21 protein-coding genes are annotated in these 18,213 nt (G+C 65.7%); 9 read left to right on the top strand and 12 right to left on the bottom strand.

Annotated elements, in window-relative coordinates:
- Positions 1-187 precede the first annotated feature (187 nt).
- The 5 genes from QQ977_RS05245 to QQ977_RS05225 form a co-directional block, all read right to left on the bottom strand.
- Positions 188-445 carry a lipoyl domain-containing protein gene (locus QQ977_RS05245; RefSeq protein ID WP_285927968.1) on the bottom strand — a complete coding sequence of 86 codons (258 nt, stop codon included), beginning with the start codon at positions 443-445 and terminating at the stop codon, positions 188-190.
- Positions 442-1,476, bottom strand: coding sequence for an alpha-ketoacid dehydrogenase subunit beta (locus QQ977_RS05240; RefSeq protein ID WP_285927967.1), 1,035 nt, complete (start codon positions 1,474-1,476; stop codon positions 442-444). Before QQ977_RS05240 ends, QQ977_RS05245 begins: the two co-directional genes overlap by 4 nt.
- Complete coding sequence (locus QQ977_RS05235; RefSeq protein WP_285928750.1) at positions 1,476-2,489, bottom strand: thiamine pyrophosphate-dependent dehydrogenase E1 component subunit alpha; 1,014 nt, start codon at positions 2,487-2,489, stop codon at positions 1,476-1,478. The genes QQ977_RS05240 and QQ977_RS05235 overlap by 1 nt, the downstream gene beginning before the upstream one ends.
- A 112-nt stretch (positions 2,490-2,601) precedes the next feature.
- The gene (gene pdhA / locus QQ977_RS05230; RefSeq protein WP_285927965.1) at positions 2,602-3,726 is read right to left on the bottom strand and encodes a pyruvate dehydrogenase (acetyl-transferring) E1 component subunit alpha; all 1,125 of its coding nucleotides are present in this window, start codon (positions 3,724-3,726) and stop codon (positions 2,602-2,604) included.
- A 63-nt stretch (positions 3,727-3,789) separates the two neighbouring features.
- On the bottom strand, positions 3,790-4,191 hold the full coding sequence (locus QQ977_RS05225) for a universal stress protein (protein WP_285927964.1): 402 nt from the start codon (positions 4,189-4,191) through the stop codon (positions 3,790-3,792).
- A gap of 86 nt (positions 4,192-4,277) precedes the next feature.
- Here QQ977_RS05225 and QQ977_RS05220 point away from each other — a divergent pair, with 86 nt between their 5' ends.
- Positions 4,278-4,703, top strand: a complete 426-nt coding sequence (locus QQ977_RS05220) for a universal stress protein (protein ID WP_285927963.1) — start codon at positions 4,278-4,280, stop codon at positions 4,701-4,703.
- Between the two features lie 7 nt (positions 4,704-4,710).
- On the opposite strand, the gene QQ977_RS05215 is transcribed toward QQ977_RS05220, so the two are convergent.
- Positions 4,711-5,367 carry a hypothetical protein gene (locus QQ977_RS05215; RefSeq protein WP_285927962.1) on the bottom strand — a complete coding sequence of 219 codons (657 nt, stop codon included), beginning with the start codon at positions 5,365-5,367 and terminating at the stop codon, positions 4,711-4,713.
- Positions 5,368-5,535: 168 nt separating this feature from the next.
- Here QQ977_RS05215 and QQ977_RS05210 point away from each other — a divergent pair, with 168 nt between their 5' ends.
- Positions 5,536-5,787: a hypothetical protein gene (locus QQ977_RS05210; protein ID WP_285927961.1), complete on the top strand. Its 252-nt coding sequence runs from the start codon at positions 5,536-5,538 to the stop codon at positions 5,785-5,787.
- On the opposite strand, the gene QQ977_RS05205 is transcribed toward QQ977_RS05210, so the two are convergent.
- Positions 5,784-5,993 carry a hypothetical protein gene (locus QQ977_RS05205; RefSeq protein ID WP_285927960.1) on the bottom strand — a complete coding sequence of 70 codons (210 nt, stop codon included), beginning with the start codon at positions 5,991-5,993 and terminating at the stop codon, positions 5,784-5,786. The genes QQ977_RS05210 and QQ977_RS05205 overlap by 4 nt on opposite strands.
- A gap of 69 nt (positions 5,994-6,062) precedes the next feature.
- Complete coding sequence (locus QQ977_RS05200) at positions 6,063-7,286, bottom strand: helix-turn-helix transcriptional regulator (RefSeq protein WP_285927958.1); 1,224 nt, start codon at positions 7,284-7,286, stop codon at positions 6,063-6,065.
- A 144-nt stretch (positions 7,287-7,430) separates the two neighbouring features.
- Here QQ977_RS05200 and QQ977_RS05195 point away from each other — a divergent pair, with 144 nt between their 5' ends.
- On the top strand, positions 7,431-8,522 hold the full coding sequence (locus QQ977_RS05195) for a DUF5787 family protein (protein WP_285927957.1): 1,092 nt from the start codon (positions 7,431-7,433) through the stop codon (positions 8,520-8,522).
- A 24-nt stretch (positions 8,523-8,546) separates the two neighbouring features.
- Here QQ977_RS05195 and QQ977_RS05190 read toward each other — a convergent pair whose 3' ends face one another.
- Positions 8,547-8,687, bottom strand: coding sequence for a hypothetical protein (locus tag QQ977_RS05190; RefSeq protein WP_285927956.1), 141 nt, complete (start codon positions 8,685-8,687; stop codon positions 8,547-8,549).
- A 94-nt stretch (positions 8,688-8,781) separates the two neighbouring features.
- Between QQ977_RS05190 and QQ977_RS05185 the strand changes: the two genes are divergently transcribed.
- A complete protein-coding gene (locus tag QQ977_RS05185) occupies positions 8,782-9,489 on the top strand; it encodes a class I SAM-dependent methyltransferase (protein WP_285927955.1) in 708 nt (235 codons plus the stop codon).
- Between the two features lie 121 nt (positions 9,490-9,610).
- Positions 9,611-10,516, top strand: a complete 906-nt coding sequence (locus tag QQ977_RS05180) for a glycosyltransferase family 2 protein (RefSeq protein WP_285927954.1) — start codon at positions 9,611-9,613, stop codon at positions 10,514-10,516.
- Between the two features lie 80 nt (positions 10,517-10,596).
- Here QQ977_RS05180 and QQ977_RS05175 read toward each other — a convergent pair whose 3' ends face one another.
- A complete protein-coding gene (locus QQ977_RS05175; protein ID WP_285927953.1) occupies positions 10,597-11,415 on the bottom strand; it encodes an amidohydrolase family protein in 819 nt (272 codons plus the stop codon).
- Positions 11,416-11,637: 222 nt separating this feature from the next.
- Between QQ977_RS05175 and thsA the strand changes: the two genes are divergently transcribed.
- A complete protein-coding gene (gene thsA, locus QQ977_RS05170) occupies positions 11,638-13,179 on the top strand; it encodes a thermosome subunit alpha (RefSeq protein ID WP_285928748.1) in 1,542 nt (513 codons plus the stop codon).
- 71 nt (positions 13,180-13,250) lie between these two features.
- On the opposite strand, the gene QQ977_RS05165 is transcribed toward thsA, so the two are convergent.
- Together QQ977_RS05165 and QQ977_RS05160 are read right to left on the bottom strand one after the other, a co-directional pair.
- The gene (locus QQ977_RS05165) at positions 13,251-14,060 is read right to left on the bottom strand and encodes an SAM hydrolase/SAM-dependent halogenase family protein (RefSeq protein WP_285927951.1); all 810 of its coding nucleotides are present in this window, start codon (positions 14,058-14,060) and stop codon (positions 13,251-13,253) included.
- Positions 14,061-14,067: 7 nt separating this feature from the next.
- Positions 14,068-14,586: a nicotinamide-nucleotide adenylyltransferase gene (locus tag QQ977_RS05160; RefSeq protein ID WP_285927950.1), complete on the bottom strand. Its 519-nt coding sequence runs from the start codon at positions 14,584-14,586 to the stop codon at positions 14,068-14,070.
- 165 nt (positions 14,587-14,751) lie between these two features.
- Between QQ977_RS05160 and lonB the strand changes: the two genes are divergently transcribed.
- The 3 genes from lonB to QQ977_RS05145 are packed head-to-tail and all read left to right on the top strand — an operon-like array spanning position 14,752 to position 18,208.
- Positions 14,752-16,914, top strand: a complete 2,163-nt coding sequence (gene lonB, locus QQ977_RS05155; protein ID WP_285927949.1) for an ATP-dependent protease LonB — start codon at positions 14,752-14,754, stop codon at positions 16,912-16,914.
- Complete coding sequence (locus QQ977_RS05150; protein WP_285927948.1) at positions 16,915-17,847, top strand: CPBP family intramembrane glutamic endopeptidase; 933 nt, start codon at positions 16,915-16,917, stop codon at positions 17,845-17,847.
- 16 nt (positions 17,848-17,863) lie between these two features.
- On the top strand, positions 17,864-18,208 hold the full coding sequence (locus QQ977_RS05145) for a hypothetical protein (RefSeq protein WP_285927947.1): 345 nt from the start codon (positions 17,864-17,866) through the stop codon (positions 18,206-18,208).
- The last annotated feature ends 5 nt before the right edge of the window (positions 18,209-18,213 follow it).

Genomic DNA, 18,213 nt, shown 5'->3' with positions numbered 1-18,213 from the left:
ACGCACGCGGTATGGTCATCGGACGACCTCGAGGTTCGCGTCGCCGTCCTGTGCTCGCAACGTGGCGACGGGATCGGCCGGACGCTGATATGCGCTGCAACGCCGGTTCTGGCACACACCAGTTCACCGGTCCATGACCGACAGTATGATGACCAGCGAGTGGGACGCACTCGAGGAGTACAGGCGATCAGTCGGAGTCGATTCGTCCGAGCGCGTCGCCCCGGTCGAACTCCTCGTTCTCGCCGACCAGAATCTCCTCGAGCGTTCCCGACACTGGGGCCGGCACGTCGACGCTTACCTTCTCGACCTGGATCTCACAGATCGTCTCGCCCTCGTCGACGCCGCCACCCTCGCGGGCGAACCACGTCGCGACCATCCCCTCGTCGACGTCGTCGGCGTCCTCGGGCCAGACGTCGGTCGCGTCGATCTCGATCGAGTCGCTCATTCGTGAACCGACCGGACGGCCGCGCCGATGTCGTCGGCGTCGGGCAAGACCTCGTTTTCGAGCGGGCGCGCGTAGGGGATCGGCGTATCGGGCATCGTCACGCGGGAGACGCCCTCGAGGTCGTCGAGCGCCCCCTCGCTCGCCCGCGCGATCAGTTCGCCGCTGACCCCGTAGGAGTGATAATCTTCGTCGACGACGACGAGGCGGCCGGTCTTGCGAACCGACTCGAGCACCGTCTCCGTATCGAGCGGGACGAGCGTCCGGAGGTCGATCACCTCCGTCTCGATGCCGTCCTCGGCGAGGGTCTCGGCTGCCTCGAGCGCACGGTGGACGTGCAGGCCGAGCGTGACGACGGTGACGTCCTCGCCCTCGCGTTTGACGTCTGCCTCGCCGAACTCGATCTCGTAGTCGTCCTCGGGGACGCCGGTCTTCGGCCCCTCGGGAGCGGGCATCCAGGCCAGCCCCATCAGGCGCTTGTGGAACATGTAGACGACGGGGTCGTCGTCGCGGACGGCGGCATGCATCAACCCCTTGGCGTCGTAGGCGGTGGAGGGAACGACGACTTTCATCCCGGGGAGGTGGGCGAACGTTCCGTACAGCGTCTGGGAGTGCTGGGCGGCGTCGTTGTAAGTGCCGCCGACGGCGGTCATGAGCACCATCGGAACGGACACCGAGCCCCCGGACATGTAGGCCGTCTTCGCCATGTTGTTGTAGATCTGGTCCATTGCGACGCCGAAGAAGTCGGCGAACATCAACTCGACGATCGGACGCATGCCCTCCATGGCCGCGCCGACACCTGCACCGATGAAACTCGTCTCCGAGATGGGGACGTCCATGATCCGATCGTAGCCGAACTCCTCGCGCAACCCCTCGGTGGAGTCGAAGATGCCGCCGTAGTCGGCGACGTCCTCGCCCATCACGAACACCTCCTCGTTCTCGCGCATCTCCGTCGCGATCGCCTCGACTATCGCCCGACTCATCGTCAACTCGCGGTCGGTCGCCTCCGGCCCCGGTTTCTCGACTTGCGCCATCACCGCTCACCCCCGTCGGTCGCGGCGGGCTCCGGGCGCTCGGGCCAGCCCTCGAGCTCGTCGACGAAGACGTCGTCGTAGGCCTCCGCTGGCTCGGGCTGGGGCTGATCTTTGGCCCACTCGATCGCCGCCTCGATGCGCTCGTGAGCGCGCTCGCGGATCTCCTCGAGGTCGTCCTCGTCGAACCCGTGGTCCCGGAGGTCCGCGGCGAGACGTTCGATCGAGTCCCGTTCGTTCGCGAGGTCGACGTCCTCGTCGGGGCGATAGGTCTCGGGGTCGCCCATGAAGTGACCCATCCGGCGGTGGACCTGCACCTCGAGCAGCGTCGGGCCGTTGCCGTCGCGGGCACGTCCAATCGCCTCGCGGGCGGCCTCGTAGACGGCGACGGCGTCGTCGCTATCGACCCGCTCGCCCGCGAGGTCGAAGCCGCCCGCCCGTCGTGAGCCGTCGTCGACGTCCGTCACGCGCGCTTTGGGCATGCTGATCGCCCAGTCGTTGTCCTCGATCACGAAGACGACGGGCAGTTCCTGGACGGCAGCGAGGTTCAGCGACTCGAGGAAGGCTCCCTGACTGATCGCGCCCTCGCCGAGGAAGGCGACGGCGACCCCGTCGGTGTTGCGTTTTTTCGCCGCCATCGCCGCGCCGACCGCGGGCGGGACGCCTTGAGCGATGATTCCGCTACAGGCGAAGTTCACGTCGGGGTCGTACAGGTGCATGTGGCCGCCTTTCCCCTTCGAGAGGCCCGTCTCCCGGCCGAAGATTTCGGCGGTCATCCGCTTCAGATCGACGCCTTTCGAGATCGCGACGTGGTGAGGTCGATGCGGCGCGGTCACGGTGTCCTCCTCGCGGAGGTGGGCACAGACGCCCGCCGCGGAGGCCTCGTGGCCCGCCGCCAGGTGGAGTTCACCCGGGATCGGTCCCGCCGAGATGTCGAACGCCGGCTGTTTGCCCTCGAGATACTCCTCCTGGAGGCGCTGCTCGTAGCGACGAGCCGTCACCATCTCCTCGTACATCCGCTCTAGTGTGGTTGGTGGTACCATTCCGGACACCGCCGGACGTACAACGAAGCAGGGTATAAGCGTTTGACCGAACGATCAACCATTCATCGGTGTCTGTCGGTCCGACTCACAGCAGATCGTCCTCGAGCAGCGTCTCGTCGCCGTGTCGGTCGCGCAGTTCCCGAAACTGCTCGCGCTGTGTGTCGAGTTCGGCCGTCGGCTCCGCGTAGACGTACTCGAACATCGCCTCGGGATCACCGTCGAACCGTTCGGCCGCGTCGATCGCCGTCTCGAGGTCGGCCTCGATCTCGGTCTCGAGCGCGTCGATGCGTTCGGTATCGAGCCGGCCCGTCTCGAGGAGGAACGTCTCGAGGCGATCGATCGGGTCTTTCTCGCGCCAGCGCTCGACGTCCGCCTCGTCGCGGTAGACCGACGGATCGTCGGCGGTGGTGTGTGCGCCATAGCGGTAGGTGAGCGTCTCGATCAGCGTCGGGCGTGGTTCGTCGTCGGCGGGGTCGCGTGCCTTCTCGACGGCCGCGTTCGTAACCTCGTAGACCGCGAGCGGGTCCATCCCGTCGACCTGGACGCCGTCGAAGCCGTAGGCGTGGGCTTTCTGTGCGATCGTCGCGCTTGCGGTCTGGCGATCCCGAGGAATCGAGATCGCCCAGCCGTTGTTGTGACAGCAAAAGATCGTCGGCGTATCGAAGACGCCGGCAAAGTTCAGTCCCTCGTGGACGTCGCCCTCACTCGTCGCTCCGTCGCCGAAGTGTGTCAGAAAGACGGTCTCCTCGTCTCTGTACCGGGCTGCCATCCCCATACCCGTCATGTGTGGCACGTGCGAGCCGATCGAGATGTTCAGCGGGAAGACGTTCACGTCGGCGATTTCGGCGTTGCCCCGTTCGTGGCCCATCCAGTACAGCAGGTACTCGGCGAGTTTGCCACGGGCGGTGACCGCCAGGTGCTCGCGATACTGGTAGGCGATCCAGTCGTCGTCGGCCAGCGCGTACGTCGACCCGACCTGTGTCGCTTCCTGGCCGGCCAGGGAGGCGTAGGTCCCGAGCCGACCCTGACGCTGGAGGCTCAACAGCCGTTCGTCGAACCGACGGGCGAGTCGCATGTCGGCGTACATGCCCACCAACGTCTCGTCCGTGAGCTCCGGCTCCTCACCCCCACCGAGCAGTTCCCCATCGGCGGAGAGTCGCCGGATCGGCTCCGACGGCGGTCGGTCGAAGAGATTGCCTCGGTCAGTCACGGCTACGCGTACCGAGCGTCGCGTATAGGCCACCCGGGTAGCGGCAACCCTGTCCGGTTCGAATCACTCGACGACGAGGACGGGGACCGACGCCTCCGCCTCGACGCGATCCGAGACGCTGTGTCGGAAGAGTCGCTCGAGGCCCGTATGCCGGCCCATCACGATCAAGTCGACGTCGTGGTCGTCGGCGTACTGCAGGATCGCCCGGTGGCGAAGTCCGTGAGTGACCGTCGTCTCGACGTCTGTCAGCCCGCGCTCGGCTGCCAGATCGGCGACGTACTCGACCGCATCCCGGCCGATCGCCTCGAGGTCGTCGAAGTCGATTCCGGGCGCGACCGCCGCAGAGTTGATCACGTACAGCGTATGTAACCCCGCGTCGTGGATCGACGCGAGTTCGATCGCCTCCTCGATCGCGAGTTCGGTGTTTTCCCGACCGTCCGTGGGAACGAGGATGTCGTCATACATGGCAGACACGTTCGACGTCGGCTGCCAAAGTCCTAGTCCCAGGCGATGCCCGGTACGCTTATTCCGCCGCTCGACGAACGGCCACTATGCCCGATCGCGTGCTCGTCGCTCTCGACGGCTCGAAACAGTCCGAGAACGCGCTGGCTTACGCCGTCGACACGTTCCCCGACGCGACGCTCGTGTGTTTTCACGCGATCGATCCGTTCGACTCGGATCCGGAAGGCGCCGACGCGGAACCGTTGACCGAGTCCTGGCTCGAGGGCGAACACGAGCGAGCCGACCAGCTGTTCGATCGCGCACTCGAGGCCGTCGGCGTCGACGCCGAGCGAATCGAACGGGAGACCTCGATCGGCGCACCGGCGGAGTCGATCGTCGCCTACGCAGAACAGGAAGCCATCGACGGCATCGTCGTCGGAAGCTACGGTCGCGGGGAAGCCTCACATCTCAAGCTTGGCAGCGTCTCAGAGGTCGTCGTCCGTCGAGCGCCGGTCCCGGTGACGGTCGTGCGGTGAACTCGAGTCAGGTCCAGAACCGCTTTGCAAACCGTGAGAGGATCCCCTCCTCGGGCGGCTCGACCTCCTCCCAGAGGACGAACGCGTCCGCGATCTCGGCGGCCTCGCTGGCGACGGCGTCCTGCTCGCGGGGGGTGACGACGACGAAATTTACTTCATAGTGTCCGTAGTAGCCCCACTTCAACAGCGTCCGGTCGCGAAAGCCGTCGACGTACGCGCTGACCGACTCGGGGATCGTCTCCGCGACGAGGACGAACGTGAAGTCGGTCCGGTAGTGTTCCTCGTCGGCCTCGACCCAGTCGTCGGCGAGGTCGTGGCCGAGGCCACGGAGGCGTTCGAGCTCCGGGGGCGACGGCCGGTCGCTTCGGCGGACGAAGACGTACTCTCGAGTCTCGTGATTGGCGTAGCGCAACGCCGGGTGGAAAAACTGTCGCTGGGTGCGCATCCGCATCTCCGCGTAGAGGTCGAACCGTTCGCCACGGAGGCGACGGTCTTTCTCCAGGTCGAAGCTGTACAACAGCCGGTCAGAGACCCGATCGAGGTACGGATCCTCCCAGTCGGGGACCTCCTCGCGAATCTCGGCCGGCAACTCCTCGGGATCCCGTCGCGTCTCCTCGGTCGATAGCCACGCTGGCTCCTCGTCGTCGGGAGACCGGTCAGCCATCGTCGAACGTGAATGTGTCGACGCCGTCCTCGAGTGACGGTTCGAGCGGTGAGACGATCGCGACGATCCGAGCGTTCATACCGATAGATACGACACGGAGCTTATAAGCTCGTCGCGCACTCCGAGCCGGGCGGCCGGCTTATAAGCACGCACGTGCTACGATAGTACATGCCCGGTGAGAAAAACACGGAGGCCTGCGGTCGCTGTTCGATGTCGACGGTCGTCGATGCGGCCCGGGACGACGACGACGGTGACGGCGACGGCGATCGGAATCCGTTCGCCGACGAGCGAATCGAGGTCGATCGCTCCGAACTCGCGCGCGTCTCGCCGGCGGTCCTGCTCGCGTCGCTAAGCGAGCGACTCGACGCGGTCGCGTACCGGCTCACCTACGGTCGAGGCGACGAGCGTCGGCCGGACTAACACGCACAGCTACCGCCGTCCGGCGACAGCTCGAACTGCATCGGCTCGTCACAGTCAGGACACGGTCGCTGCTCGTTACCGTCGGGTCGGCTCTCGAGTGGGATCCGAACTGCACAGTCATCACACCAGTACGCACCGGCGATCGGTGCGGGTGTCTCCCGATCGGACGGCTCGAGCGCGGCACGAACCGAATCGAGAATCCCCATGGGAGGTGTACACACGCCGTCGTGAAAACGGTATCGGTGGCTACTCACACCCGCGCTATGGCTGGATCGTCAGTCGATCTCGGTCGGGTCGACTTCCGGCAGCGTGATGAGGTTTTCGCGACCGATCCGGAGCTTCTCGATCTCGTCGTTTTCGTCCATCTCAGAGAGCAGCTGGGAGACTTTGGCGTTCGACCAGCCGGTCTCGGAGACGATCGAGGCCTGTTTCATGCGGCCACCGTTCTGGCGGAGCAGCCGGTGGACGCGTTCCTCGTCGCTAAGCAGTTCGACGTCGACCTCGTCTGCGTCGGGAACGCGGTCGTCGTCGTAGCTGACGGTGTAGGTCTCGTTCCCATCGTCTGTGTCCGGCTCCATTCTGGCCGAACCGTCGGCGTCGAATCCCGTTACCGAGTCAGAGGCAGTCATCGAGTCGTCCTCGTCGGAGCGGAGAAACGGCACCGGACGCTGTGACGCCAGCAGGTAGCCGCCGACGCCGACGAGAACGAACAGAACGGCCAGCCCAACCCCGGTCACGACCGTCAGCGGGGACAGAAGCGAGTCGAGGAGGGACGGACCGGCGCCGCCGTTGGTGCCGCCGTTGGTCACGCCACGCAGGAACGTCACCTCGAGTTCGTCGTCGTCGAACTCGTGTGGGCCGTCCCAGACGAGAGCCCCGTCCTGGGCACCGATCGGCGGGTTCTCGAAGCCGTAGTTCGGGGGGGACTCGACGACGAGTCGCTGGCCGTCGGCAAGCGAGAGCCACGGCCCGTCGTCGGTCGTGACCGCGTCGCCGAGGTAGATCCGGTTGTCGTCGACGGCGGTAAAGTCGGACCACTCGACCGAGTACGAGATGACTCCGATACGGGTGTCGTCGTCGTCACCGTCGTCCGGGATCACCCGTGGCTCGTCCCAGCCGAGGTCCTCGATCTCCATCTCTCGGTCGGTCGACTCCTCGGCGGTGTCGAGGAACCGCTCGAACGTCGCGGCGTCGTAGCCGGCGTCGCGGTCACCGTCTGCGACCGCGTCGGCGAACGACTGGAACGAGTCGACGTCGTCGTCGTCCTCGAGTACGTAGCGGCTCTCGATCGTCCAGGTCGTATCACCGTCGGCGGAGACGTTGATCCGTATCACCTGCTGTGGCTCGGCGGGCTCGAGCGGTGGGTGGTCGACGTCCGCCACCTGCGGGGACCGGTCGGCCGAGGGGCCGACGCCCGACGGTGCGGCAGCCACCACCCCAAGAGAGGACGTAACGAGGAGGGCGGAGAGGGCGATTGTGATGGCGGTGGATAACCGCATATGTGCCAAGGGTGGTTTGCCAGGGGAAAAAACACTTTCCATCCAACAGGCATCATCGGCCGACACGCGTTCGCTTCGATCGGTGGCCGCGGTCGGGGCGAGACGACCGGAGCGTTCTTGGAGCGACTGCGGCTATACAAAGCAGTGACCGACGAGACGAACGACGCATCGACGTGGCCAACGCTCGGAACCGACGCCGAATTCGGCTTCGAGCTGCGGACCTGCCGGTGGGCCGAACTGAACTGGGAACCCGTCGACGATCGTGCCGTCGTCGTCGCTCGTCAGCTCGGGACGAAACACAGGCTGTGGGACACGATCGTCCTCGAGTGCGACCGCGAGGCTCTCCGCGAACGTGCCCGATTCGGTCCGGACCGGCTCGACGGCGACCTCCTGCACGTCGTCAGGAACGCACCCGCAGACTGGACCTACTACCGGGAGAGCCTCCCCGAACCCGACTACCCGTGGCGGTACGTCCGTGAGGCGATCCACCGCGGGGCCGACCGGGGAATCCTCGAGACGCGCAAGCGTTCCGGACGCATCCAGATTCGCCGGAAGTGGCCCTACCCCGACTGGCTCGAGCGCGTCGTCGCGATCGAGAACAAACCCGACGTCGACGCCAGCGCCGCCCGCGACCTGGCGAGTCAACTCGAGTACGACGTGGCGATGGGACTGGCCGACGAAGTCTGGGTGGCAACACGGAAGACGAACGAGCCGGTCGAACCGGTCCTGTTCGAGGATCTGCCGGTCGAAGCGGGCATCCTCGTGTTCGACCCGGGCACGCTTGCGGCCACGGTCGCGTGGCATCCACGGACGCTGCCGGTCGAGGAGCCGGGGACGCGGATCCTCGAGCGGCCGTCCGGCGGTGACCGGGACCGATCGGCCGCGCGATTCGAGTCCGTCTCTCCGGAGACGAAAGCGACGACGCGACTCGAGATCGCCGAGCGCGCCTACGAACGTGGCTGGCGGTCGTTCGTCGAGACGATGCGTCCAGACTGTCGATATTTCGAGCTTCGCGCGCGCGATCAGTTGCTGCCGTGGTGTGTCTCGAAAGGACGATGCCAGACGGCTGGCGAATGTCGCGGTTCCTGTTCGGAGTACGAGCCCGAGCCGCCAACCTGGCGAACCCGCGGCTGGCCGATCGAGGGCGGGCCGGGGAAACGATGTCGGACGTTGCTCGAGACACGACGGCGGCGGCGGCGGCCGGGGCTGTCCGACTCGCCCGACGAGGCGAAGTGACCGGCGGACCGACGGCCGACGCGGCTAGCGACGCCGACCGGGTTCGCGGTACGTCCCCATCAGTCCCCGACACTCCGGACAGTGGACGAGCAACAGACCGCCGGACTCGTGTCGAACCAGGTCGTCCGTCGCCGGCGTCGCACCGCATCGGTTGCAGGTCGGCATGCTATGTTATACGGTACCACCGGACAAAAGCACTCGGTTTCGATCGATCGACTCCAGTATCGTTTTATCCACGGCGGAACTAGTCACAGCCAGTGTGAAAGGACAGGAGTGGTACCAGGCCGACGACGTCGCCGCGGAGTACGACGACAAGCGGTTCTCTCGAGGCGGTCAGCTGATCGACCGCCGGGAGAAGGAGGCGGTCCTCGAGGCAATCGCACCGGTCGAAGACCGGAGCATTCTCGAGATCGCCTGCGGGACCGGTCGGTTCACGGTGATGCTCGCAGAGCGCGGTGCTGACGTCGTTGGACTGGACATCTCGGCACCGATGTTACAGCGCGGACGCGAGAAGGCACGCCAGGCCGGCGTCTCGGACACCCTCGAGTTTCTCCGTGGCGATGCGGGCCGGCTGCCGTTTCCGGACGATCACTTCGACACCGTCGTCGCGATGCGGTTTTTCCACCTCGCAGACGACCCGGAAGCGTTCTTAGCGGAGATGCGTCGCGTCTCCAGCGAACAGATCGTCTTCGATACGTTCAACCGGTTTTCGACGCGCAGCATCTACAACTGGGCGTTGCCGATGGGATCGCGTCTGTACTCGAAAAGCGAAGTGAGTGTCCTGCTCGCAAAGACGAACCTGACGCTCGTCGACGTCGAGGACGACTTTCTCTTTCCGTACGGACTGTATCGCCAGCTTCCCAACAGCTTCGCCGAGCCGATCCGGTCGCTCGATCGGACGCTCGGACGGGTTCCCAACGTGGACCACCTCGCGTCGGTTTCGTACTGGAATACGCGGGTCCGATGAGGGTCCGACTGGAGTGGGCCGTCCATCGCGTCGATCGGTTACGGCCAGTCTCAGCCGAGCGACGTCTCACTAAGGGTGAATCCCAGTGTATTTTTACCGTTCGGTATCGCTATCACTCTCTATGGAGCTCTCGGTGATCGTTCCGACGCTCAACGACCGGGAGCGACTGCTCACCTGTCTCGACGCGCTCGCGTCTCGGCTTCCGTCGGCCGTCGAGGTCGTCGTCGTCAACGGGCCGTCCTCGGACGGCACGACGGGAGTCGTCCGGGACAGAGACGACGTCGACGTGCTCGTCGAAGTCTCCGAGCGAAACCGAAACGTCGCCCGGAACGCGGGGATCGGCGTCGCCGGAGGCGACGTTATCGCGTTCGTCGGTGACGCCTACGTCGTCGCACCGTCGTGGTACGACGCCCTCGAGACCGCGGTCGGAACCGGTGCCGACGTCGTCTCCGGTCCCGTCAGCGGCGGGCCGGATCAGAGCGCGACGTCGCCACAGGCCGTCGCAGGTCGCTCGATCGACGACATCGCCGGCGACAACGTCGCGTTCGATCGCACTGTACTCGAGCGACTCGACGGCTTCGACGAGAACCTCTCCGTCGGCGGCGTCCGCGACTGTGCGTATCGGCTCGCGACGCTCGACGTGACCGTCGCCTGGCGTCCGGAGCTGCGCGTCAGAAGCGAGTTCAGCGTCGACGGGGGACGGATCGACACCGGCTGGAACGACGGCGGCTGGGGAGATCAGTACTGGGCAACCGCGTACACGCTCGGAAAAAACCACGGCGTCCATCCGACGGTCGTTACCCGTCCGCTCGGCAGTGCGATCCGGGACGGGATCGCAAACGCCCGGCGCGTCCTCGGCGGCGACGAAACACCGACCGACTGGCTGCAAAACGGCATCGCCGTCGCGACCAGTACGGTCCGCGGTCTAGCGGACGGACTCCGTGCCCGTCGTGCCGACGATCCGCCGAGTCGAAACCCGGCTGGACTCTCCACGCGCCACGACCGTGCCGTTCGGGTGTACGATTGACATCCTCCCCGCGCTGAAGCGCGAGGTTTTGCGCCTGTTCATCCTATAATCGACTTCGGAGCGGTCACAGTACGGTACAATCACTCCCACTCGGGCGCGAGCGGTTCGATCACGCGACAGGCGTTTTTCGAGAACGCACGTCGCAGCATGTCCTCGGAGACGTCGAGCGTGAGGATCTCCATGACGGCGACGTTGGGATGACACGCCGGCGCGCCGCTGCCGAAGAAGACCCTGTCCGGGTGTTCGAGCAGGGCGCGCTCGAGCTGTTCGCGATAGCGGACGAAACTCGTGTCGAGATAGCAGTCATCGTACTCTCCGAGCAGGTCGATCATTCGATCCATCAGCTCGCGGTTCAGCGGATGACCGCCGAAGTGGGCAACGACGACGGGAAACGAACGTCCGAGCACCGTCTCGGCGAGCACCTCGGGTGAGGCGTCGACGCCGCCGCTGACGAGTACCGGGAGGCCGACCGACTCGAGCGTCTCGAGGACGGACGCTCCGGGGAGGCCGTCGACGGACGGGTCGATCGCAAACCCGTGAAACCGATCGTCGTAGCCGTACTGTTCGACGTCCTCGGGCGTGGTGTGGTGGGATCGCTGGCCCCCGATGACGCTGCGGAGGGGGTTCGCGATCGCGTCGGGAGCCCGGGAGCCGTCGATACGGGCGAACGCGACGAACGGCCGGTCGACGCTGAGCCGTGCGACTCCGTTGTTCGCCCGGAGATAGCTCGCGTCGGGAGTAGGTGCGGGTGTGACGACGGCCTTGACGATTCCGGCCTGGTGAAATTCGCGCTCGAGACGGTCCGGCGTCGTCGTCCGTCCACGTCCCCCCATTCCTTCGGTCGGCGTCAACCGGGCGTGGACGTCGACGACCCGGAACTCGTGTTCCAACTCGAGCATCGACCGGCGATTGGAAGCCATCCTATATTTTGCTACCGGCCGAATCCGACAGAAGTGGACATCGATCCCGACGGCGGCCGGTTCCCGGCGTCGGCCACCGTGATCGAGGACCAATCGCCAGACGGAAGCGATCCGGGAGGGCAAAAGTTATATAGAAGTGCTGATGATACCTCTATTGAGGATCCAACTATGGCAGAACAGCGACGCATGGGCGGACAGCCCATGTTCATCCTGAGCGAGGACAGTCAGCGAACACAGGGACGCGACGCCCAGTCGTCGAACATCGTCGCCGGCAAGGCGGTCGCCGAATCGGTACGAACGACGCTCGGTCCACGCGGTATGGACAAGATGCTCGTCGGCTCGAGCGGGGACGTCGTCATCACGAACGACGGCGCGACGATCTTAGACGAGATGGACATCGAACACCCCGCAGCCCAGATGATCGTCGAGGTCGCCGAGACCCAGGAAGAGGAGGTCGGCGACGGAACGACGACGGCCGCGGTGCTCGCTGGCACCCTTCTCGGTGAAGCGGAAGACCTCATCGAACAGGACGTCCACGCGACGACGATCGTCGAGGGCTACCACGAGGCCGCCCGCATCGCCCAGAGCGCCGTCGACGAGATGGTTCTCGAGGCCGACGTCGACGACGACCTCCTCGAGGAGGTCGCCGAATCGAGCATGACCGGCAAGGGAACCGGCGGCCTCACCGCGGAGGCGCTCGCCGAAACCGTCGTCGAGGCGGTCCGTCACGTCGCCGACGACGAGGTCCGACGCGACGACGTCGCCGTCCACACCCAGGTCGGTGCCTCCTCGAGCGCGACCGAACTCGTCCCCGGTATCGTCGTCGACGAAGAGCCCATCCACGACGAGATGCCTGGCGACGTCGAGGACGCCGATATCGCGATTCTCGACGTCGCCCTGGAAGTGCGAACGGGCGACGTCGACGCCGAGTATGCGATCGACTCGATCGACCAGCTCAACGCCGCCATCGACCACGAGGAGTCCGAACTCCGTGGCTACGCCGAGACGATCGCCGACTCCGGCGTCGACGTCGTGTTCACGACGGAGGACGTCGACGATCGCGTCGCGACTCACCTCGCCAACGAAGGCGTGCTCACCTTCGAGAACCTCAGCAGCTCCGACGCCCGCAAGATCGCCTCCGCGACGGGCACGGGTCGAGTCGGCGCCCTCGAGGACCTCTCCGAGGACGACTTCGGCCACGCCGACCGGATCCGCACCGAGAGATACGGCGACGACGATCTCGCGTTCGTCGAAGGCGGCGCGGCCGCGGAGACGGTGACGGTGTTCGTCCGCGGCGGCACCGAACACGTCGTCGACGAACTCGAGCGCACGATCCGTGACGCACTCGACGTCGTCGCGACCGCACTCGCCTCGGGCGAGGTCGTCCCGGGTGCCGGCGCAACCGAGATCGCAATCGCCGACCGCGTGCGCGCCGAAGCCGCCGGCGTCGAGGGCCGCAAACAGCTCGCCGTCGAGGCGTTTGCCGACGCGCTCGACGTCGTCCCGCGGACGCTCGCCGCGAATTCCGGGCAGGACCCGATCGACTCGCTGGTCGACCTGCGTGCCGCCCACGAGTCCGAAGGTCGGGCCGGCCTGATCACCGACGGCGAAGAAGTCACGATCGACGATCCCGTCGACGATGGCGTCGTCGACCCGGCCGACGTCAAACGAGAAGCAGTCGAGAGCGCGACCGAGGCCGCGACGATGATCGCCCGCATCGACGACGTTATCGCTGCCGAATAGCCGTCCGTTCACCCTCTCGTCGGCCCATTTTTCTTGGTTCTGCCGTCGAACGTCGCCGTTCCCATGTGTTACTACCCGGACTCGGACTCGAGCTCGAGGACGACCACGTCGCCGGGTTCGAGGCCGAACGCTTCCTCGCCTCGACCGCGATTGACGTCGAGTTCGACGTAGCCGTGGCTGCCGACAGTCGCCAGCCGCTCGCCGGGGTCGACGGCGGCGAACGTCCGTTCGACGGGAACCCGTTCGTCGTTCGCCCGGACGGCGTCGCGACCCTCGAGGGACGTGCCGGGGACGTTCGTGACGACGTTGCCGAAGTCGTCGACGACGAGCACCTCGCCGGTCGCACGATCGTCGGCGACGGTCGCCTCGGGAAGCACGAGGTCGACGACGTCGTCGGTCGGCGAGAGGACGGCACGTGCCGCCAGGCTCTCGCGGTCGGTCTCGTGGACGATAGCGGCCGCAGGGGCGAAGACGTCCCGGCCGTGGAAGGTGGTGCTCTTCGCTGCGGTCGCGTTTCCGAGACGGACCGGTACGAGGTCGTCGTGATCGTCGTCGATTCGGAAGTACTCGAGAGCGCCGTCTCCGGCGAGTTCGCGTGCGACCGGACGGAGGACGCCGTTGTCGGGGCCGACGAGAGTACACTGTCCGGCCCGAACGACGAGTGCATCCCGGTCGGTGCCGACGCCGGGGTCGACGACGACGAGGTGCGTCGCCGGCGGGAAGTACGGCAGCGTCTCCCGGAGCCAGAACGCCGCCGCGCGGACGTCCTGGCGGGGGAAGTCGTGGGCGACGTCGACCAACCTGGCGTCGGTACGCTCGAGCAAGACGCCTTTCATCGCCGCCGGATACGGCGAGCCGAAGTCCGAGGCGAGGGTGATCACGGTTCGGTCACTTACCGTTGGCGTCCGTCTCGCTTATCATTCGGAGTCGCTCGAGGCCGTCGATCTCGTCGACGACCTCGACGACGGCGTCGGGGACGAGGTGTTTCCACTCGCCGCCTTCGATCATGCGCCGTCGGATCTCGGCACCCTCGAGAACGTCGCGGTTGAACATGGGTGACTGACGGACCTCGACGCTGGCTTCTCGAAAGAGCTGGATGACGAGCGGATTGTTCGAGTAGGCGACGTCGAAGTCGGGGCTCATGCTCTGGACGTGGCTTACCCACACCGAGTGACGCTCTAAGTCCTCGATCGGGACGACGTACGTCACGAGTTCGGAGTCGACGAGCGCCTTCGTGATCATCATGATGCGTTCGCCGGCGGTGAACGGGTCCCGTGCCGAGTGAGAGTCGCCGGCGCTGCCGATCCCGACGACGAGTTCGTCGACGTCTTCGGCGATCGCTTCGACGACCTGGCGATGACCGTTGTGAAACGGCTGGAATCGACCGATGTAAAACCCTCGGGTCATTGCCGACGTCTTCTCACCTCGTACTCTTAAGCGTGGCGAGCAACAGTTCCGACCGAAATGACCGAATTCACTCGCGTTGGCCCGTGACGAGAGAGGTAGCGGTTGTGAGAAGGGAGAAAGTATATCAGTCGCAATCCCTTCGGTTCTGGTACCGAACACAGTTCTATGAGTAACGACACGAACGTTGACGACCCTCCCGAAGCGGCCGACGGGACGGCTCCGGACGAGGAGCCGTCCGACCAGCAGGGAGACAGCTGGTCGGTGCCCGACGACGGTCGAGACGAGGACGCCGGAGGCGACGGCGACCTCGAGTCGGACCCCGAGCCGACCGAGGACTGGGACGACGGTCGCGACGAAGAGGACGACGACATCGAGACCGTCGAAGACCTCGGCAGCGCGGTCGAGGTCGATCCGGGGGTCGAGATCGACGAGGACATCGCCGAAGACGATCTGCTCGGCGGGCTCAAGATCGATTCGACGGCCGAGATCGAAGTCCCCGATCGGCTCGTCGATCAGGTCATCGGCCAGGACGAAGCACGCGACATCATCATCAAAGCCGCCAAACAGCGCCGTCACGTGATGATGATCGGCTCGCCCGGGACGGGCAAGTCGATGCTGGCGAAAGCGATGAGCCAGCTGTTGCCACAGGAAGATCTCCAGGACGTTCTCGTCTATCACAACCCCGACGACGGCAACGAGCCGAAAGTCCGGACCGTCCCCGCCGGCAAGGGCGAACAGATCATCGAAGCACACAAGGAGGAAGCCCGAAAGCGCAACCAGATGCGCTCGATCCTGATGTGGATCATCATCGCGATCATCATCGGGTACGCGATCCTGACGACCAACATCCTGCTTGGCATCCTTGCGGCGGGTATCATCTGGCTCATCTTCCGCTATACGAGTCGTGGAACGGACGCGATGGTGCCGAACATGATCGTCGATAACGGCGATCAGCGGACCGCGCCGTTCGAGGACGCGACCGGCGCCCACGCCGGTGCCCTGCTTGGTGACGTCCGCCACGACCCATTCCAGTCCGGCGGCATGGAGACGCCGAGTCACGACCGCGTCGAACCCGGCGCGATCCACAAGTCCAACAAGGGCGTGCTGTTCGTCGACGAGATCAACACGCTCGACGTCCGGACCCAACAGAAGCTGATGACGGCGATCCAGGAAGGCGAGTTCTCGATTACGGGCCAGTCCGAGCGCTCTTCGGGTGCGATGGTCCAGACCGAGCCCGTCCCCTGTGACTTCGTCATGATCGCCGCAGGGAACTTAGACGCGATGGAGAACATGCACCCCGCCCTGCGCTCCCGTATCAAGGGATACGGCTACGAGGTGTATATGGACGACACCATCGAGGACACTGCCGAGATGCGTCGCAAGTACGCCCGCTTCATCGCCCAGGAGGTCGACCGCGACGGTCGGCTTCCTCACTTCGACCGCGAGGCCGTCGAGGAGCTCATCCTCGAGGCCAAACGCCGTGCCGGTCGCAAGGAACACCTCACGCTCGAGTTCCGGAACCTCGGTGGACTCGTCCGCGTCGCCGGCGACATCGCCCGCGCCCAGGACGTCGAGTACACCACCCGTGAGCACGTCCTCGAGGCCAAGGGTCGCTCGCGCTCGATCGAGCAACAGCTCGCCGACGACTACATCGATCGGCGCAAGGACTACGAGCTACAGGTCACCGAAGACGGCGTCGAAGGCCGGGTCAACGGCCTCGCCGTCATGGGCGAAGACTCCGGTATCATGCTCCCCGTGATGGCCGAGATCGCGCCCGCCCAGGGACAGGGCCAGGTGATCGCGACCGGCCAGCTCAAGGAGATGGCCGAGGAGTCGGTCCAAAACGTCTCGGCGATCATCAAGAAGTTCTCCGACGTGAATCTCTCGGAGAAGGACGTCCACATCCAGTTCGTCCAGGCGGGCCAGCAGGGCGTCGACGGCGACTCCGCCTCCATCACGGTGGCGACGGCCGTCATCTCCGCGCTCGAGGACATCCCCGTCGACCAGTCGGTCGCGATGACCGGCTCGCTGTCGGTGCGTGGCGACGTCCTCCCCGTCGGCGGCGTCACTCACAAGATCGAGGCCGCAGCGAAAGCCGGCTGTGAGAAGGTCATCATCCCCAAGGCGAACGAACAGGACGTGATGATCGAAGACGAGTACGACGAGATGGTCGAGATCATCCCCTGTTCGAACATCAGCGAGGTCCTAGACGTCGCCCTGATGGGCGAGCCGAAGAAGGACTCGCTGGTCGATCGGCTCAAGTCGATCACCGGCTCGGCGTTCGAAGGACAACAGGTCGCCGGCAGCTCGAGCCCGAGTCCACAATAGATGCCCCAATGGACGACGTTCGCCGGCGTGACGGGCGTCGTCCTCGTACTGTTACTCGTTCTCTCACACCTCACACAGCAGGCGTTCGCCGATCCCGAGTCAGCACCGTCGACGTCCTCGCGCGATCGCGAGGAGCCGACCCCGACGCGAGATGGGACGAGTCGCGTAGACCTCGAGACGACGACGATCGACGCGAGCGAGACGCCGTCAGCGACCGATCCCGGCGGGACCGAGACGACACCGACACCCACCGACGAGGAGACGCCGCGTACGGTCGACGAACGCGAGCAGACGCCCGATCCCCGCGTCTCGCCGGAGTCGCTGTCGACCGCCGAGTTGCTCGCGAACGTCGCGATCTCACAGGGACTGTTCGCGGGAGTGTTGATCGGCGCCGCGATCTACACGGCGATCCCGGCCGAGGCGTTCGGACTCACGTTCACCCGCGAGTATCTCGTCTCCGGGCTCGTACTCGGTGTCGGCGTCGGGCTCGTCCTCTACGTCGCGAACGAACTCGGGGCGGCGGGTGCGAAGCGGGCCGGAATCGACCACAACGAGGAGCTCAGACGGATGCTCGCTCCCGACACGCTTAGGGGGTGGCTCGCGCTGTTGCTGATCGTGTTGCCCATCATCGCCGTCTTCGAGGAACTGCTCTTTCGGGCGGCGCTGATCGGCGTCCTCGCCGCCGGCTTCGATCTCTCGCCGTGGCTGCTCGCCGTCGGCTCCTCGGTCGTGTTCGCGCTCGGACACGGAATGCAGGGGACGGCCGGCATCCTCGTGACAGGTACGCTCGGATTCGTCCTCGCGGCCGTATTCATCCTCACCGGCAGTCTCCTGGTCGTGGTCGTCGCGCACTATCTGATCAACGCCCTCGAGTTCGTCGTTCACGAGGGACTCGGCCTCGAGTGGACCGAACCGCTGGAAACTAACGGCTAGACGTCGTTGGCCCGCCATGGGAGAGTTCGACGACGCGTTTGGGTCGGTACGGAAATGGCTCGTCGGTGCGATCGTGCTCTACTTCGCGCTCGTACTGTACGGCATTCTCACGGGAAGCGAGACCGTCCAGCTGGTCGCACACGCCTTCTTTGGCTGTATCGCGGTCGGGATGGGTGGCATGCTCGTTCGACACGCGAGCGAGCAGTCACCGACGATGGCCGCCGGCGTCGCCCTCGTCGCCGGTGGGCTCGCCCAGTTCGGCTGGATCGCAACCGGATCGGCCGCACTCGGCGATGTCGCCACCGTCGGCGTCCTCTTCGGCATTGGACTGTACATCTTCGACGTCCGATTTAAAAACTAGTGGAC

This window comes from Natrialbaceae archaeon AArc-T1-2 (assembly GCF_030273315.1).
Classification (GTDB): Archaea; Halobacteriota; Halobacteria; order Halobacteriales; family Natrialbaceae; genus Tc-Br11-E2g1.
Note: the sequence above shows the minus strand (reverse complement) of the source record. Positions and strands in the feature narration are given on the sequence as shown.

Coding starts and splice junctions, on each gene's coding strand:
- QQ977_RS05245 (WP_285927968.1), bottom strand. CDS start 445: ATGAGCGACTCGATCGAGATCGACGCGACCGACGTCTGGCCCGAGGAC.
- QQ977_RS05190 (WP_285927956.1), bottom strand. CDS start 8,687: ATGCCGACCTGCAACCGATGCGGTGCGACGCCGGCGACGGACGACCTG.
- QQ977_RS05150 (WP_285927948.1), top strand. CDS start 16,915: ATGCCCCAATGGACGACGTTCGCCGGCGTGACGGGCGTCGTCCTCGTA.
- thsA (WP_285928748.1), top strand. CDS start 11,638: ATGTTCATCCTGAGCGAGGACAGTCAGCGAACACAGGGACGCGACGCC.
- QQ977_RS05210 (WP_285927961.1), top strand. CDS start 5,536: ATGCCCGGTGAGAAAAACACGGAGGCCTGCGGTCGCTGTTCGATGTCG.
- QQ977_RS05175 (WP_285927953.1), bottom strand. CDS start 11,415: ATGCTCGAGTTGGAACACGAGTTCCGGGTCGTCGACGTCCACGCCCGG.
- QQ977_RS05145 (WP_285927947.1), top strand. CDS start 17,864: ATGGGAGAGTTCGACGACGCGTTTGGGTCGGTACGGAAATGGCTCGTC.
- QQ977_RS05220 (WP_285927963.1), top strand. CDS start 4,278: ATGCCCGATCGCGTGCTCGTCGCTCTCGACGGCTCGAAACAGTCCGAG.
- QQ977_RS05180 (WP_285927954.1), top strand. CDS start 9,611: ATGGAGCTCTCGGTGATCGTTCCGACGCTCAACGACCGGGAGCGACTG.
- QQ977_RS05235 (WP_285928750.1), bottom strand. CDS start 2,489: ATGTACGAGGAGATGGTGACGGCTCGTCGCTACGAGCAGCGCCTCCAG.
- QQ977_RS05240 (WP_285927967.1), bottom strand. CDS start 1,476: ATGGCGCAAGTCGAGAAACCGGGGCCGGAGGCGACCGACCGCGAGTTG.
- QQ977_RS05205 (WP_285927960.1), bottom strand. CDS start 5,993: ATGGGGATTCTCGATTCGGTTCGTGCCGCGCTCGAGCCGTCCGATCGG.
- QQ977_RS05215 (WP_285927962.1), bottom strand. CDS start 5,367: ATGGCTGACCGGTCTCCCGACGACGAGGAGCCAGCGTGGCTATCGACC.
- QQ977_RS05225 (WP_285927964.1), bottom strand. CDS start 4,191: ATGTATGACGACATCCTCGTTCCCACGGACGGTCGGGAAAACACCGAA.
- lonB (WP_285927949.1), top strand. CDS start 14,752: ATGAGTAACGACACGAACGTTGACGACCCTCCCGAAGCGGCCGACGGG.
- QQ977_RS05160 (WP_285927950.1), bottom strand. CDS start 14,586: ATGACCCGAGGGTTTTACATCGGTCGATTCCAGCCGTTTCACAACGGT.
- QQ977_RS05200 (WP_285927958.1), bottom strand. CDS start 7,286: ATGCGGTTATCCACCGCCATCACAATCGCCCTCTCCGCCCTCCTCGTT.